Origin of the sequence: Cupriavidus sp. UGS-1, from assembly GCF_021213615.1 — a bacterium.
GTDB lineage: Bacteria > Pseudomonadota > Gammaproteobacteria > Burkholderiales > Burkholderiaceae > Cupriavidus.
In genome coordinates, this window is the sequence record NZ_JAJQJF010000005.1 from 34,496 (window position 1) to 49,702 (window position 15,207).

13 protein-coding genes are annotated in these 15,207 nt (G+C 68.6%); 11 read left to right on the top strand and 2 right to left on the bottom strand.

The window, feature by feature from the left end; all coding sequences use genetic code 11:
- Nucleotides 1-59: 59 nt before the first annotated feature.
- From LRR16_RS08715 to LRR16_RS08735, 5 genes are all read left to right on the top strand, one after another.
- The gene (locus LRR16_RS08715) at nucleotides 60-1,082 is read left to right on the top strand and encodes a TolC family protein (protein WP_370646772.1); all 1,023 of its coding nucleotides are present in this window, start codon (nucleotides 60-62) and stop codon (nucleotides 1,080-1,082) included.
- Nucleotides 1,079-1,651, top strand: coding sequence for a hypothetical protein (locus LRR16_RS08720; protein WP_232205615.1), 573 nt, complete (start codon nucleotides 1,079-1,081; stop codon nucleotides 1,649-1,651). Before LRR16_RS08715 ends, LRR16_RS08720 begins: the two co-directional genes overlap by 4 nt.
- An 18-nt stretch (nucleotides 1,652-1,669) precedes the next feature.
- A complete protein-coding gene (locus LRR16_RS08725; protein WP_232205616.1) occupies nucleotides 1,670-2,842 on the top strand; it encodes an efflux RND transporter periplasmic adaptor subunit in 1,173 nt (390 codons plus the stop codon).
- 8 nt (nucleotides 2,843-2,850) lie between these two features.
- Complete coding sequence (locus LRR16_RS08730; protein WP_232205617.1) at nucleotides 2,851-5,955, top strand: efflux RND transporter permease subunit; 3,105 nt, start codon at nucleotides 2,851-2,853, stop codon at nucleotides 5,953-5,955.
- Between the two features lie 63 nt (nucleotides 5,956-6,018).
- Entirely contained in the window at nucleotides 6,019-6,405 is a 387-nt protein-coding gene (locus tag LRR16_RS08735; protein WP_232205618.1) for a hypothetical protein, read from the top strand.
- A 46-nt stretch (nucleotides 6,406-6,451) separates the two neighbouring features.
- Here the strand turns inward: LRR16_RS08735 and LRR16_RS08740 are convergent, their stop codons facing one another.
- Nucleotides 6,452-7,225, bottom strand: coding sequence for an SDR family NAD(P)-dependent oxidoreductase (locus LRR16_RS08740; RefSeq protein WP_064573607.1), 774 nt, complete (start codon nucleotides 7,223-7,225; stop codon nucleotides 6,452-6,454).
- A gap of 152 nt (nucleotides 7,226-7,377) precedes the next feature.
- Here LRR16_RS08740 and gcvA point away from each other — a divergent pair, with 152 nt between their 5' ends.
- Nucleotides 7,378-8,298 (top strand): transcriptional regulator GcvA, encoded by a 921-nt coding sequence (gene gcvA / locus LRR16_RS08745; RefSeq protein WP_232205619.1) that lies wholly within the window; start codon nucleotides 7,378-7,380, stop codon nucleotides 8,296-8,298.
- A gap of 27 nt (nucleotides 8,299-8,325) precedes the next feature.
- Here the strand turns inward: gcvA and trpS are convergent, their stop codons facing one another.
- Nucleotides 8,326-9,342 (bottom strand): tryptophan--tRNA ligase, encoded by a 1,017-nt coding sequence (gene trpS / locus LRR16_RS08750; RefSeq protein ID WP_232205620.1) that lies wholly within the window; start codon nucleotides 9,340-9,342, stop codon nucleotides 8,326-8,328.
- A gap of 346 nt (nucleotides 9,343-9,688) precedes the next feature.
- Here trpS and LRR16_RS08755 point away from each other — a divergent pair, with 346 nt between their 5' ends.
- From LRR16_RS08755 to LRR16_RS08775, 5 genes are all read left to right on the top strand, one after another.
- Nucleotides 9,689-10,906 (top strand): chromate transporter, encoded by a 1,218-nt coding sequence (locus LRR16_RS08755; protein ID WP_023263861.1) that lies wholly within the window; start codon nucleotides 9,689-9,691, stop codon nucleotides 10,904-10,906.
- 187 nt (nucleotides 10,907-11,093) lie between these two features.
- The gene (locus LRR16_RS08760; protein ID WP_064573602.1) at nucleotides 11,094-12,017 is read left to right on the top strand and encodes a LysR substrate-binding domain-containing protein; all 924 of its coding nucleotides are present in this window, start codon (nucleotides 11,094-11,096) and stop codon (nucleotides 12,015-12,017) included.
- A gap of 174 nt (nucleotides 12,018-12,191) precedes the next feature.
- Nucleotides 12,192-13,334, top strand: coding sequence for an FAD-binding oxidoreductase (locus LRR16_RS08765; protein WP_064573601.1), 1,143 nt, complete (start codon nucleotides 12,192-12,194; stop codon nucleotides 13,332-13,334).
- The gene (locus LRR16_RS08770; RefSeq protein WP_232205621.1) at nucleotides 13,318-13,626 is read left to right on the top strand and encodes a (2Fe-2S)-binding protein; all 309 of its coding nucleotides are present in this window, start codon (nucleotides 13,318-13,320) and stop codon (nucleotides 13,624-13,626) included. The genes LRR16_RS08765 and LRR16_RS08770 overlap by 17 nt, the downstream gene beginning before the upstream one ends.
- Nucleotides 13,623-15,119, top strand: a complete 1,497-nt coding sequence (locus LRR16_RS08775; protein ID WP_370646773.1) for an NAD(P)/FAD-dependent oxidoreductase — start codon at nucleotides 13,623-13,625, stop codon at nucleotides 15,117-15,119. Before LRR16_RS08770 ends, LRR16_RS08775 begins: the two co-directional genes overlap by 4 nt.
- Nucleotides 15,120-15,207 lie beyond the last annotated feature (88 nt).

The window sequence follows — 15,207 nt, forward strand, 5'->3', positions numbered from 1 at the left end:
AGGCCGCCGAAGGTCGGCGGGGGGAGGCGGCCGCCAGCCGCGTGCAGGCCGACGCCTGGATGGCCGGCCCGCCGGTGGCCGAACTGCGGCATCGCGGTGATCGCCTGGCCGATCGCCGGGGCGTGCGCGAGAGCGAGGTCTCGCTTGGCGTGCCGATCTGGATGCCGGGCCAGCGTGCCGCGCGCGCCGAGCTGGCCGATGCGCAGATGGCGGAGGCCGACGCCCGCGCAAGCCTGGCGCAACTGGCGCTGGCCGGTGACCTGCGCGAGCGTGTCTGGGAACTGGCGGCCGCCACCGCCGAGCAGCAGGTGTTGCGCCGCCGCGTGGCGGTCGCGACATCGCTGCGCGACGATGTGGCGCGCCGGGTCGATGCCGGCGACCTGGCCCGCACCGATCTGTTGCTGGCGGACCAGGATCTGCTCGCCACGCGTGCGCTGGTGACCGAGGGGCAGTCGCGGCTGAACCAGCTGGCGACGCAGTTGTTCCAGCTGACCGGCGTAGCGGCGCTGCCCTCGCGATACGAAGAGCGGCCCGCCTCGTCGCAGGCCGCGATGACCCATCCCGCAATGGCGGCGGCGGACACTGCGCTGCTGCGGGCGCAGCGGCAGCTGGGCTACCTGCGGAAATCCCGGCGCGACGCACCGGAGGTGGGCGTCTCCTACCGGCGCGATGCGGCAGGCGGCGGCTTGCCGTCCGACCACACCGTCGGCGTGTTTGTCCGCATCCCGTTCGCGACCGACGCGCGCAATCTGCCGCGCGAAACCGCGGCGCACACCGACGTCGCGACGGCGATCGCCGAACGCGACCGAACCGAACGCGTGGTGCGGTCCGAGACGGATGCCGCGCGGCAGGCGTTGACGCTGGCCGACGAGCAGCTGTCCCTGGCCGAGCAGCGCAGCGCGATGCTGGCCGAGCGGGCGCAGCTGCTGCGCAAGACCTTCGACGCCGGCGAGATCGGGCTGCCCGAAGTGCTGCGCGCGCAAAACCAGGCGCTCGAAGCCGAGGCCGAAGCCGCACGCCAGCGTGCGCGTCGGGGCCTTGCCATCGCGCGACTGAACCAGTCCCTTGGAGTGTTGCCATGAACCGTTGTCTCGTTCTTGTTCTGCTGGCATGGGTCTGCGGCGTCGCGCAGGCCGGTCCCGGCGCGCATGGTCCGGACGGAGAACACCTCGATGCGCCGCCCGCCCAGGCAAACGCGGCCGTTGCGCCCACTGTCGAGGCCAGTACCGAGACGTTCGAGCTGGTCGGTACGCTGCTCGACGACGAGCTGTCTGTGCTGGTCGATCGCTACGCAACCAACGAGCCCGTCACGGAGGGCACGCTGGAGGTCGAAGCCGGCGACGTCAAGGCGACGGCGAAACTGCACGCGGACCTTGGCGACTTTTCGTTCACCGATCCGGCGCTGCTCGCGGCCCTGCGCCGCCCCGGCGAGCATCCCCTGGTCTTCACGCTGATGACGGGGACCGATTCGGACCTGATCGAGGGTCGCCTTGCCGTGGCCGCAACGGGCGACGACCACGATCACATGGATTGGACCGTTGCGGGCTGGGCCGCGCTGGCCGTGGCAGGCGCGGCCGCGCTCGTCATGGCGATCCGCCGGTTCCGGCGGAACCGCCGGAACCATCCGATCCCGCGCCATCCGTCGGCGTGAAGCGACAAGGACGACCCGATGATGAACAAGACTTGGTTCCGGACGCCGGTGGCCTTCGCGCGCATTGCACGGGTAGCACTGGTTGCGCTGGTTGCGCTGATCGGTGCCATCGATGCCAACGGCCCGGCCTCTGCCGCGCCGGGCGCCCATGGGCCGGATGGCCAGCATCTCGACGGACCGGTCGCCGGCCCGTCGGCGGCAGGGCTGGCACGGCTGCCGGATGGCAGCGTGCAGGTGTCCAAACTGGCGCAGCGGCGCATGGGCATCCGTACGCTGATGCCGCAGGCCGGCGATCACCCGCTTGCCGTCGAGCTCAACGGCACGGTGGCGATCGACCCGAACGCCGGCGGTCGCCTGCAGGCGGGGCACCCCGGCTGGATCGAGGCGCCGGCGGGCGGCTTTCCGGTGCTGGGCCAGCGCGTCGGCAAGGGCCAGGTGCTCGCGGTGTTGCGGCACAAGCATGAGCCGTTCGATATCGGCAATCAGCAGGCACAGTTCGCCAACCTGGAGGCCAACCTGAAGCTGGCGCGGCAACGGCTGCAACGCCTGGAATCGCTGCGCGACAGCATTCCGCGCAAGGACATCGAAGCCGCGCGGGCCGAGGTCCAGAGCCTGTCGGGCCAACGTGCCGCGGTGGCCGCCAGCCTGCATCGGACCGATGCGCTGCGCGCTCCGGTCGGCGGCATCGTCGCGTCGGCCAACGCGATCGCCGGCCAGTACGTCGAGGGATCGGACGTGCTCTACGAGATCGTCGATCCGGCGCGGCTGCTGATCGAGGCGCAAAGCGCCGACGCATCGCTGGCCATGCGGATCCGGGACGGTGCGCTGGCCAACGTCGACGGCGGGACCCTGCAGTTCGTCGGAGCGGGGCGCAGCCTGCGCAACGGCGCGGTACCGCTGACGTTCCGGCTCGCCGGCGGGTCGGCCGTGCCGCTGGCGGTTGGCCAGCCCGTCACCGTCGTGGCTCATCTGACCGACACCATCAACGGCATCGCGTTGCCGAGCGAGGCCGTCGTGCGCGGCACGAACAACGAGACGATCGTCTGGGTCAAGTCCGGGACGCAGCGCTTCATCGCGCAGCCGGTACAGGTTCGCGTCCTCGATGCCCGCCGAGTCGTGGTGGTCCAGGGCCTGTCGCCGGAGAACCGCGTGGTGGTGCAGGGCGCGGCCTGGATCAACCAGATCCGGTAGGGGCGGACATGTTCGACTGGATCGTTCGAGCGAGCCTGGGCAACCGCCTGCTCGTATTGGCGCTGGCGGCAATCCTGATGGTCTGCGGCGCCGTGACGGCCTGGCGTACGCCGGTCGATGTGTTCCCGGACCTGGACAAGCCGCTGGTCACCGTCATCACCGAAGCGGGTGGCATGGCGCCGCAGGAGGTGGAGCTGCTGGTGTCGTTCCCGATCGAAACGGCGCTCAACGGCATGCCCGGTGTGACGCGGGTGCGCTCGGTCTCCGGCGTTGGCCTGTCGATCGTCTATGCCGAGTTCGACTGGGGCAGCGACGTGTACCGGAACCGGCAACTCGTATCCGAGCGGCTTGCGCTGGTGCGCGAGCAATTGCCGGGCGGATTGACGCCGATCATGGGACCGGTCTCGTCGATCATGGGCGAGATCATGCTGATCGCGCTGCCGATCGATGCGGCGGCGGTCAGCCCGATGGCGGCGCGCGAGTACGCCGACTTCGTGTTGCGGCCGCGCCTGCTGTCGGTGCCCGGCGTGTCGCAGGTGATTCCGATCGGCGGCGAGGTACGGCAGCTGCGCGCCGAGCCGGACACCGCCAGGATGGCGCAGTTCGGGGTATCGCTTCGCCAGCTGACCGACGCCTTGCGCGACTTCGCCGCCAACAGCAGCGGCGGTTTCCTCGACTTGAATGGCCAGGAATACCTGATCCGCAATCTGGGCCGTACCACGCGCGTGGACGATGTGGCCGGCCTCGCGGTGGCCTACCGGGACGGTGCGCCGGTGCTGCTGCAGCAGGTTGCCACGGTTGGGTACGCGGCCGCGGTCAAGCGCGGCGACGCGGGTTTCAACGGCAAGCCCGCGGTGATCGTCAGCGTGCAGAAGCAACCGGCCGCCGATACCGTCAAGCTGACGCGCCAACTGGAAGCGGCGTTGTCCGAGCTCAGGCCCGGCATGCCGAAGGGGTTGGAGGCGCCGCGCGTGCTGTTCCGTCAGGCCGACTTCATCGAGGCATCGATCGGCAACGTGGTGGAGGCGCTGCGCGATGGCGCGATCCTGGTCGCCATCGTGCTGTTCGCCTTTCTGTTGAGCGCACGCACGACCGCCATTTCGCTGATCGCGATTCCGCTGTCGCTGGCGGTGACCGCCCTGGCGTTCCATCTGCTGGGCCAGTCGATCAATGTGATGACGCTGGGCGGACTGGCCATCGCCATCGGCGAACTGGTGGACGATGCGGTGGTCGATGTCGAGAACATCCTGCGCCGGCTTCGGCAGCGCGAGCGGGCGAACGATCCGCCTTCGGTGCTGGAGGTGATCTGGCGCGCCTCGGTGGAGGTGCGATCCGGCATCGTCTACGCGACGCTGATCGTGGTGCTGGTGTTCGTGCCGCTGTTCGCCTTGCCGGGCATCGAGGGCCGGCTGTTCGCCCCGCTGGGCGTCGCCTATATCGTGTCGATCCTGGCCTCGATGCTGGTGTCGATGACGGTCACGCCGGTGCTGTCGTATTACCTGCTGCCCGGCATCAAGCGGCTGGAGCGGCCGGACAGTCCGCTGGTGCGCTGGCTGAAGGCGTTGGACTCGCGCGTGCTCGAGTGGTCGTTGCCCCGCGCGCGCGCCGTGCTGGCGGCGGCCGGCATCGTCGCCCTGATCGCGGCGGCGTCGGTGCCGTGGATGCCGCGTGCGTTCCTGCCGCCGTTCAACGAGGGCTCGTTGGTGCTGTCGCTGATGTTCCAGCCGGGCACCTCGCTGGCCGAGGCTAACCGGATGGGAGCACTGGCGGAAGCGCTGATCCGGCAGGTGCCGGAGGTCGCGCAGGTGGGCCGTCGGACCGGGCGCGCCGAACTGGACGAGCATGCCGAGGGGGTGCACTCGTCCGAGATCGATGTCGACCTGAAGCCGTCCGCGCGGGGCCGCGAGCAGGTGATGGCGGCCATTCGGACGCAGCTCGCCTCGCTGCCGGCGTCGGTCGCGATCGGCCAGCCGATCTCGCACCGGCTGGACCATCTGCTGTCGGGGGTGCGCGCGCAGATCGCGCTGAAGATCCATGGTGACGACGTCGATACGCTGCGCGGCGTCGCGGAGTCGATTCGAGCCCGCCTGTCGCGGGTGCCCGGTCTGGTCGACATCACGGTCGAGCGGCAGGTATGGATTCCGCAGGTCAATGTCCGGCTCGACCATCGCAAGGCGGCCCAGTATGGGATCACGCCCGGCGACGCGCTCGCCGCGATGCAGACGCTGTCCGAGGGCACGCGCGTCGCCCAGCTGATCGATGGCGTCAGGCGCCACGATGTGGTCGTGCGCCTGCCCGATACCGGGCGCACGCCACAGGACCTGGCCCGCGTCATGCTGCAGTCGCCGCGCGGACCGATACCGCTTGCCGCCATCGCATCGGTGGAGCAGGGCGATGGTCCCAATCAGATCGGCCGCGAGAACGGCCGGCGGCGCATCGTCGTCTATGCAAACACCGACGGCACCGACATGGGCCGCGTGATCGAGGGCGTGCGGGGTGCCGTCACGGGCGCGAGCCTGCCCGGCGGGTACTTCGTCGGCATCGAGGGACAGTTCCAGGCGCAAGAGCAGGCAACCCGGCTGATCGCGCTGCTGGCCGCGATGTCGCTGGCGCTGATCTATCTGGTGCTGTATTCGCGTTACCGCTCGCACCGGCTGTCGCTGATCGTGATGGCCAATATCCCGTTCGCGCTGATCGGCAGCGTCGTCGCGATATGGGCGACCGGGCTCGCGCTATCGGTGGCCTCGATGGTCGGCTTCATCACGCTGACCGGCATCGCGAGCCGAAACGGCATCCTGAAGGTCAGCCACTACATCAATCTGTGCCGGCTCGAAGGCGAGCCGTTCGGCATGCCGATGATCGTCCGCGGCTCGCTGGAACGGCTGACGCCGGTGCTGATGACCGCGCTGGTCGCCGCGTTCGCGCTGACGCCGCTGCTGCTTGCGGCCGATGCGCCGGGCAAGGAGATCCTGCATCCGGTGGCGGTGGTGATTTTTGGCGGCCTGATCAGCTCGACGCTGCTCGACACGGTGTTGACGCCGCTGGCGGTCTGGTTGTTCGGCCGGGAACCGATCGAGCGTCTGGTTGCCCAGGCGGGTACGGAAGCGTTTTGACACGACACGACACGACACGACGGCGCGCGCGCGTCGTCGGTCATTCCTTTTCAGGAGAACGGCATGAACCCACGCATTGGCGCGGCACTGGCCGCCATCGGCATCTCGCTCGGCACGCTGCCCGGTGCCGTGATCGCCCACGACGCGACACCGGCCCAATATGGCGGCATCGTCCAGACCGCCAGCGAGCTGCAGTTCGAGCTGGTGGAAAAGGACGGCAGAGTCAGCCTTCATGTCGACGATCACGGCCGCAAGAAGGCCGTGGCCGGGGCAAGCGGCAAGCTGACGGTGCTCGATGGCGCGAGCAAGAGCGAAACCGCGCTCCAGCCGGCGCGGGACAACGTGCTGGTGGCCGCCGACAAGATCGTGCTGGCGCGCGGTGCCAAAGCCGTGGCGAAGGTGACCTTCGCCGACGGCAAGATCGTGACCGTGCGGTTCGTGGTCAAGTAGGCTGCGGCGGTCCCGGCAGAGGCGCGGGTCGGCGTGCTGTCGTGGATCAGTTGCGGCCGGCCATCACGCCGCCGTCGACGTCCCAGATTGCGCCGGTGACCCAGCCGGCCTTGTCCGACAGCAGGAAGGCGATCACCTCGGCGACATCCTGCGGCGTGCCGACGCGGCCGATCGGGTGGAAGCCGTTGAAGCCCTGCAGCGCGCTGTGGACCTCGGCCTTCGGGATGAAACCTTCGTAGATCGGCGTCTGCACCACCGCGGGCGACACCGCATTGACGCGAATGCCGTTGGGCGCCAGCTCCATGGCCAGGTGCTGCGTCAGCGAGTGCAGGCCGGCCTTGGCCATCGAGTACGCCGACGACGGCGTGGCGGCGATGGCCTGCTTTGCCCACATCGAGCCGATATTGACGATGGCGCCGGGACGTTCAGCGGCAACCAGATTGGCAGCGACCTTCTGCGTGATGAAGAAGAACGCCTTGTTCAGCTTCATGTACTGGTCGTAGTCCGCTTCCCGATGTTCGAGGAAGGGCTTGGGGAAGAACACGCCGGCCGCATTGACCAGCAGATCGACATCGGCGTGCTGCTCGTCGATCGCCCGCAGCAGCGTGGCGAGGCCTTCGTCGCTGCTCAGGTCCGCCGTCAGCGCCGACACGGGGCCGAGCGCCGCCAGTTCCTTGCGCGCGTCTTCGGTCTTCTCGGGCCGGTGGCCGACGATGACTGCGCTGCCACCGCCGGCGAGGACCATGCGGGCCGTCTGCAGGCCGATGCCGCTGGTGCCGCCGACCACCAGCAGCTTGCTGCCGTTGAATTGCTTGTCCATTCTGGGATCTCCAAGAAAAGCTATCGAGCCGGCTGGCTCGCAACCCTTGGGGGCGCCTGCCGCCGGCGCTGACTGAAGCGAATTCTTGGCCGATTTCGCGCGACCGGCAAACGAGATAAAGTGTGCGGCATCGAAAGAAAAACTTTGCCGACATGAAGTCACTCGTTCACCTGAACGCGTTGCGGGCCTTCGAGGCCAGCGCGCGCCATCGCAGCTTCTCGGCCGCGGCGGACGAACTGCACGTCACGCCCGCCGCGGTGGGCCAACTGGTGCGCACGCTGGAGGAGTGGCTGGGAACGTCGCTGTTCCTGCGCGGCAGCAGCGGGCGCGCTCGCCTGATGCCCACCGATGCGGCCGAGCGGGCATTGCCGGACATCCGCGCGGGGCTGGACCGGCTGGCGTTGGGTCTGGAGCGGCTGAAGGAGGGCGCGATCAGCGGGGTGCTGACCGTGACCGTCAGCCCGGCCTTTGCCGCCAAGTGGCTGCTGCCACGGCTCGATCGCTTCCAGGCCGCCTGCCCGGACACCGATGTGCGGCTGGAGACCAGCCTGAAGCCGGTCGATTTCGTCGCGCAGCGCATCGATATCGGCGTGCGCTATGGTGGCGGCAGCTGGCCAGGACTGGTGGCTGACAAGCTGATGGATGAGGAGGTCTATCCGGTCTGTTCCCCTGAACTGCTGCGTCAGCGCCGGGCTCCTCGCGAGCCCCGCGATCTGGCGCAGCAGACGCTGATCCACGATCTGTCGATGGACGGCCACGCGGGATTTCCATCGTGGGACGTGTGGCTGCGCAAGGCAGGCGTGACCGACGTGCCAACCACGCGCGGCTTGAAGATCAACAACTCCGCCGCCGTGCTGCAGGCAGCGATCGACGGGCAGGGCGTGGCGCTGGCCCGCAGCGTGATGGCGCATGACGATGTCGCAGCCGGACGCCTGGTACGGCTGTTCCCGAAGACGACGTTTCCGTCGGCGCTGGCGTACTACGTCGTCTATCGCGCCGAATCCGCGAACCTGCCGCGGCTGGTGGCGTTCCGCGAGTGGTTGCAGCGCGAGGCAACGGCCCGGTCGAAGTGAGCATCGGCCCGCCGCCGAGCAGGGGGTTCAACTGCCGAAGTAGTTCAGCCCCAACGCGCCCTTGACCTCGGCGAGCGTCGCGCCGGCGGTTTCCCGCGCGCGCATCGTGCTTTGCCGCAGGATCTCCAGCACGCCCGCGCGGTCGCGCTCGAACTCGCGACGCCGCTCGCGGATCGGCGCGATCAGCGCCTGCAGGCGCTCGTCGAGCCGGCGCTTGACGACGCTGTCGCCAAGGCCGCCACGGCGATAGTGGGCTTTCATCTCGTCGATCGCAGCGGTATCCGGATCGAACGCATCGAGGAACATGAAGACGACGTTGCCCTCGACCTGGCCCGGATCGCTGACGCGCAGATGATTCGGGTCGGTGTACATCGCGTGGACCGCCTTCGAAATCTCGTCCGGCGTGGCACCGAGCGTGATGGCGTTGCCGAGCGACTTGCTCATCTTGGCCTTGCCGTCGATGCCGGGCAGCCGTGGCACCTGCGACAGCACCGCCCGGCATTCGACCAGCACCTCGCGTCCGACCGTCTGGTTGAAGCGGCGTACCAGCTCGTTGGTCTGCTCGATCATCGGCTGCTGGTCGTCCCCGACCGGCACGAGCGTCGCCTTGAACGCGGTGATATCGGCGGCCTGGCTCACCGGATAGGTCAGAAAGCCGGCAGGGATGTCGCGCTCGAAGCCGCGCAGCCGGATTTCTTCCTTGATGGTCGGATTGCGCTCGAGGCGGGAGACAGTCACCAGGTTCAGCAGGTATTGCGTCAGTTCGGCCAGCTCGGGCACCTGCGACTGGATCACGATGGTGGACTTGTCGGGATCGATGCCGACGGCGAGATAGTCGAGCGCGACCTCGACGACGTTCTCGGTGACCTTCTGGTGGCGGCCGACGTTGTCGGTCATCGCCTGCGTATCGGCGAGCAGCAGGAACTGCTTCGCTTCGTGCTGCAGCTGCACGCGCGAGCGCAGCGAGCCGATGTAGTGGCCGAGGTGAAGCGGACCGGTGGTGCGGTCGCCGGTCAGGATGACGGGCTGTGAGGTGGTGGTCATTCGATGGTGTTCCGGTTGCCGACACCACCAGCCACTGTGCGCAGAAACGAAAATGCCGCCAGCAGGCTGGCGGCATCGCGTTTTCGAGGTGCGTATGGAAACGGGCCGCCTGGGTCAGGCGCGCCACCAATATTGCCGGGAGGGCGTGTTGTGCCTCGTGTGGGCTTTCATATTGGGCTTCGTATCCATGGGGAGCGAGTATAGCGCAGGGGAGGCGGATCAGCCTGAGCTGCCCGATCCGCCCGCATGCCCCGGCGACGGCTGCCATGGCGGTTTCTACGGTGTTGCCGCGATCGATCGGCCTGCATATGCTCGCGGTATGCCATTTTCCGGCCGATCGCCAACCATGACCTCGCATCAGCAACCGCCGAAGACCCCGCCCGCATCGATCGATGCCACACCCGGCGCCGGCCGGCCCGGCTACACCCTGCGGCAACTGGTGCTGTATTTCCTGCGCCTTGGCACGCTGGGCTTCGGAGGACCGGTGGCGCTGGCCGGCTATATGCACCGCGACCTGGTCGAATCGCGGCAATGGATTGGCGAGGCCGACTACAAGGAGGGCCTTGCGCTCGCACAACTGGCGCCGGGGCCGCTGGCCGCGCAGTTGGCCATCTATCTCGGCTATGTGCATTACCGCATCGTGGGCGCGACGCTGATCGGCATCGCCTTCGTGCTGCCGTCGTTCCTGATGGTGGTGGCGCTGGGCTGGGCGTACGTGCGCTTCGGCGGGCTGACGTGGATGCAGTCGGTGTTCTACGGCGTCAGCGCTGCCGTGATCGGCATCATCGCCATCAGCGCATACAAGCTCACCAGCAAGAGCGTCGGCAAGGACAAGCTGCTGTGGGCCGTCTACCTGGTGCTGGCGGCGGTGACGGTGATCACCGAGTCGGAGATGGCGTGGTTGTTCCTGGCCGCCGGCATTCTGGTCTGGTTCTGGCGGGCGCCGCCTCGATGGCTTCCCAACCGGCTGAACGCGGCAGCCGCGGCGCCGATTGCCGCCTCGGGCGGCTTGCTGAGCACCATCGACTGGCCGCTGCTGACGCAGATCGGGCTGTTCTTCGCGAAGGCCGGCGCCTTTGTGTTCGGCTCGGGGCTGGCCATCGTGCCGTTCCTGTATGGCGGCGTGGTCACCGAACACCAGTGGCTCAACGAGAGGCAGTTCGTCGACGCGGTGGCGGTGGCCATGATCACGCCGGGTCCCGTCGTCATCACGGTCGGCTTTATCGGCTATCTGATTGCCGGACTGCCCGGTGCGTGCGTGGCCGCGGTCGCCACCTTCCTGCCGTGCTACCTGTTCACCATCCTGCCGGCGCCGTACTTCAAGAAATACGGCAAGTTGCCCGGCATCCTCGCCTTTGTCGATGGCGTGACCGCGGCCGCGATCGGCGCGATTTCCGGCGCGGTGATCGTGCTGGCCAAGCGTTCGATCGTCGACGTGCCTACCGCCCTGGTGGCGCTGATCACGGTCGTCTTGCTGCTGAAGTTCAAAAGGTTGACGGAACCGGTGATCGTCTTTGGCGCCGCCGTGATCGGCCTGGTGGCCTATCCGCTGCTGCATCACTGAGCCGATAGACGGTTCCTGCCGGCTCTTCGGCGTAGCGCGCGCAAGCACGCTGCTGGTGCCGCTCGCCATACGCTCTGGCCGGCATTTTCGGGGAACATATACGGATTTGTTATACCATCGGGGCGGTCGCGTGCCGCGGCTGCTGCTTGTCTTTTCGTCCCCCGTTTTCCGTTCGAAGTCCCCTGGCATGAAGTTCAAGGAAATCAGTGCGTTCCAGGCCGTGATGCGCTCCGGCTCGATGACCGCGGCAGCGGCCGAACTCTATACCTCCCAGCCCAATATCAGCCGCATGATTGCGCAGCTCGAGCACTCCACCGGGCTGACGCTGTTTGCGCGCAGTGCCGGCCGGCTGACGCCGACCGAGGAGGGGCTGGCGTTCCTGCGCGAAGTCGAGCGCGCGTTCGTCGGTCTCGATGCGTTGAAGGACGCGGCCCGCAATATCCGCCAGTTCGGCAAGGGCCGGCTGCGCATTGCCGCGGTGCCATCGCTGGCGATGACGGTGCTGCCGCTGGTGCTGCAGCGTTTTCATGCCGAATTTCCCGACGTCAACGTCGCGATGGAGACCGGCAGCACGCAGCTGGTTGCCGACCGCGTCGGCAGCCGCTACTGCGACCTGGGCCTGGTGTCCTTCCTGCCGCCGGCCGCGGTGACCGAGTCCCAGCCGATCGCCCAGCTCGCCGGATGCTGCGTGGTGCCGCCAGGGCACCGGCTCGCCGAACGGGAAGTCATCACGCCCGCGGACCTGGCCGGCGAATCATTCATCTCGATGAGCCACGGCGATGGCCTGCGCGCCGCCGTCGACGCCGCCTTTGCCGGCGATGACCAGCGCGTGATGCATTTCGAGACGCCCTATGGCGCCACCATCTGCAAGCTGGTGGGCCTCGGGCTCGGCGTGGGGATCGTCAACCCGCTCGTCGCGCGCGAGCATGCCGGCGAAGTGGTGGTTCGGCCGTTTCAGCCGCAGATTCCGTTCGTCAGCTATCTGCTGCTCGCTCGTAATCGGCCCGTCAACGTGCTGGTGGACCGGTTCACCGAGCGGATGATCGAGGTGATCGACGCCGAAATGGCATCGCTGCCGCCGGGCCTATCAGGTTATTGCATGGGAGCCTGACGGACTCGTATTTGCCGCTGCGGCGCACGCGCCGCATACTCGCTCGAACCGACACACCGGGTCCGATCCATTGCCGATCGGGCGATTTGACCGGTGGCATCACGATTCTTGCGAGACCCACATGAGATTCACCAGGGCCCAAGGCCCGCATCGTTCGCTGCGGAGGCGCGCCCGATGACGGCAGCCTCCACCTCCCGATATCCGTTGTTCGACGTTGCCGTGGTTGGCGGCGGCCTGGTCGGCTCGGCGCTGGCCTATGGGCTGCGCCAGCATGCCGGTTCGATCGCCGTGCTCGACGAGGGCGATATCGCGCTGCGGGCGTCCCGCGGCAATTTCGGCCTGGTCTGGCTGCAGAGCAAGGGCTATGGCATGGGCGCCTACAGCCGCTGGACCCTGAAGTCCACGCGGCTGTGGCCGACGCTGGCGGCCGACCTGCTGCAGGAGACCGGCATCGACGTCGCGCTCGAGCAGAAGGGCGGGCTGACGCCGCTGATGGGCGACTACGAGATCGAGGCGCGGCTGGCGTGGGTAAACACGCTGATGTCGCAGCCGGACGTCGAGCCTTATGAGTGGAAGCTGCTGGACCACCATCAGGCCGCGTCGCTGGTGCCGGGCCTCGGACCGGATGTCACCGGCGCCATCTGGACCCCGCACGACGGCATCGTCAATCCGCTGAAGCTGCTGCGCGCGTTCCATACCGCGTTCAGCACCAGCGGAGTGCAATACCTGCCGCACCACGGCGTGACCGGCATCGTGCAGCAAGCCGGCGGCGAATTCGTGCTGACCACCGCCAACGGGGTCGTGCGTGCGCGCAAGGTGGTGCTGGCCGGCGGGCTGCGCAATGGCGATCTGGGCCGCATGGTCGGCATCGATCTGCCGATGGCCCCGCAACGCGGCCAGATCCTGGTCCTCGAACGGACGCGCCGGCTGCTCGATACGCCGATGGTCACGCTGCGCCAGAACGACGAGGGCAGCTGGCTGGTCGGCGACTCGCAGGAAGACGCCGGCTACAACGACCACGTCACCACGCTGCCCGTGCTTGCCACACTGGCCGACCGCGCGGTGCGTACGCTGCCCGCGCTGCGCGACGTGCGCGCGGTGCGCGCCTGGTCCGCGCTGCGCGTGCGGGCCAAGGACGGTTTTCCGGTCTACGAGCAATCGGGCACGCATCCTGGCGCGTTCGTCGTGACCTGCCACAGTGGCGTGACGCTGGCGGCCACGCATGCGCTGCATCTGGCCCCGATGATCGCCGCCGGCGAACTGCCGCCCGAGCTGGCCACTTTCTCGACCCGGAGGTTTCATGTTCCGAAGAATTGACGCGGCCGTCTCGCAAGCGGCGGACCGCAAAGTGCGGGTCACGGTCGATGGTGCCTCGCTGGAATGCCGCGAGGGCGACAGCGTCGCCGCGGCGCTGTTTGCCGCCGGCGTGCTCGCCTGCCGGGACACCGCGGTGTCCGGCGCCGCGCGCGGACCGTTCTGCATGATGGGCGTCTGCTACGACTGCCTGGTGTGCATCGACGGCCGGCCCAACCAGCAGGCCTGCATGACCCCGGTGCGCGAGGGCATGACGGTGGAGCGCCAGCTTGGCGCGCGTGAGGTGGCCGCATGAGCGTGGACATCATGACCTGCGACCTGCTCGTGGTCGGCGCCGGCCCCGCGGGCCTGGCCGCCGCGACCCGTGCCGCCGGGCTCGGCCTGTCGACGGTGCTGATCGACGAGCAGCCGGCTCCGGGCGGGCAGATCTATCGCGCCATCGGCAATACGCCGGTGCGCAATCGCGCGATTCTCGGCGAAGACTACTGGCATGGCGAAAGCCTGCTTGAACCGTTCGCCAATAGCGGGGCGCGGCATCTGTCCGGCGCCACCGTGTGGTCGATCAATGCCCACGAGGGGCAGGCCGCGGCTGGCGCCGAAGGGCAGGGCGAGGGCCCGCGTGCCGGCTTCGAGGTCGCCTATTCGATCGCCCGGCCCGGCCAGGACCCGCAGGCCGCGCTGCTGCATTGCCGCCATATCGTGCTGGCCACCGGCGCGCAGGAACGGCCATTCCCGATTCCTGGCTGGACGTTGCCGGGCGTCATCACCGCCGGCGCGGCGCAAATTCTGCTGAAGACCTCGGGCGTCGTCCCGGAGGGGCGCACGGTGCTGGTCGGCGGCGGTCCGCTGCTCTACCTGCTGGCCTGGCAGTACCTGAATGCGGGCGTCAAGCTCGAAGCCATTCTCGAAACCACCGACGCCGGCCAATGGCGCAAGGCGCTGCCGCATGCCTGGGGTTTCCTGCGTTCGCCTTATCTCGGCAAGGGGCTGAAGCTGCTGCGCAAGGTCCGCAAGGCGGTGCCGATCGTCAACGGCGTGACGGCGCTCGAAGCGATGGCAGGCGCCGACGGCAAGGTCGCCCAATTGCGCTACCGGGCCGGAGGGCAGGACCGCACGATCGTGGTCGACCAGGTGCTGCTGCACCAAGGCGTCGTGCCCAATACCAACCTGTCGCGCGCGGCCGGCGCCAAGCATGCATGGAACGAGCGGCAGGACTGCTGGGAGCCCGTGGTGGACGCCTGGGGCGCGACCTCGGTGCCGCACCTGACCATTGCCGGCGATGGCGCCGGCATCGCCGGCGCGGTGGCCGCCGAGCATCGCGGCCGGATCGCGGCGCTGCATGCCGCAGCGGACCTCGGCCGGATCGGCATCGCCGCGCGCGACAGGGAGGCCGCGACGCATCTTGCGGCGCTCGCCAGGGCGACGCGCGGGCGCGAGTTCTTCGAGATCCTGTATCGCCCGCTGGCCCAGTTCCGGCGCCCGGTCGGCGACACCATCGTCTGCCGCTGCGAGGAGGCCACCGCGGAGCAGGTGCGCCACGCCGCGCGCATCGGCTGCCAGGGTCCCAACCAGCTGAAGGCGTTCCTGCGCTGCGGCATGGGTCCTTGCCAGGGGCGCTTCTGCGGGCTGACGGTCACCGAGCTGATCGCCGACGAGCAGCAGCGCCATCCGCGCGACGTGGGCTACTACCGGCTGCGTTTTCCGACCAAGCCGGTGACGCTCGGCGAGATCGCGACGCTGCCGCAGACGCAGGCATCGCGCGAGGCCGTGGTGCGCTTCAAGAAATGAAGCGGCGCACGGCGAGGCAGCACACCGGCCCGCACGGCGGGCCGGTCTGAATACAGCAACACCACAATAAGCGAGCAAGGCCGGATCG

Coding starts and splice junctions, on each gene's coding strand:
- gcvA (WP_232205619.1), top strand. CDS start 7,378: ATGAAGTCACTCGTTCACCTGAACGCGTTGCGGGCCTTCGAGGCCAGC.
- LRR16_RS08775 (WP_370646773.1), top strand. CDS start 13,623: ATGAGCGTGGACATCATGACCTGCGACCTGCTCGTGGTCGGCGCCGGC.
- LRR16_RS08720 (WP_232205615.1), top strand. CDS start 1,079: ATGAACCGTTGTCTCGTTCTTGTTCTGCTGGCATGGGTCTGCGGCGTC.
- LRR16_RS08740 (WP_064573607.1), bottom strand. CDS start 7,225: ATGGACAAGCAATTCAACGGCAGCAAGCTGCTGGTGGTCGGCGGCACC.
- LRR16_RS08760 (WP_064573602.1), top strand. CDS start 11,094: ATGAAGTTCAAGGAAATCAGTGCGTTCCAGGCCGTGATGCGCTCCGGC.
- trpS (WP_232205620.1), bottom strand. CDS start 9,342: ATGACCACCACCTCACAGCCCGTCATCCTGACCGGCGACCGCACCACC.
- LRR16_RS08765 (WP_064573601.1), top strand. CDS start 12,192: ATGACGGCAGCCTCCACCTCCCGATATCCGTTGTTCGACGTTGCCGTG.
- LRR16_RS08770 (WP_232205621.1), top strand. CDS start 13,318: ATGTTCCGAAGAATTGACGCGGCCGTCTCGCAAGCGGCGGACCGCAAA.
- LRR16_RS08735 (WP_232205618.1), top strand. CDS start 6,019: ATGAACCCACGCATTGGCGCGGCACTGGCCGCCATCGGCATCTCGCTC.
- LRR16_RS08725 (WP_232205616.1), top strand. CDS start 1,670: ATGATGAACAAGACTTGGTTCCGGACGCCGGTGGCCTTCGCGCGCATT.
- LRR16_RS08755 (WP_023263861.1), top strand. CDS start 9,689: ATGACCTCGCATCAGCAACCGCCGAAGACCCCGCCCGCATCGATCGAT.
- LRR16_RS08730 (WP_232205617.1), top strand. CDS start 2,851: ATGTTCGACTGGATCGTTCGAGCGAGCCTGGGCAACCGCCTGCTCGTA.
- LRR16_RS08715 (WP_370646772.1), top strand. CDS start 60: ATGGCCGGCCCGCCGGTGGCCGAACTGCGGCATCGCGGTGATCGCCTG.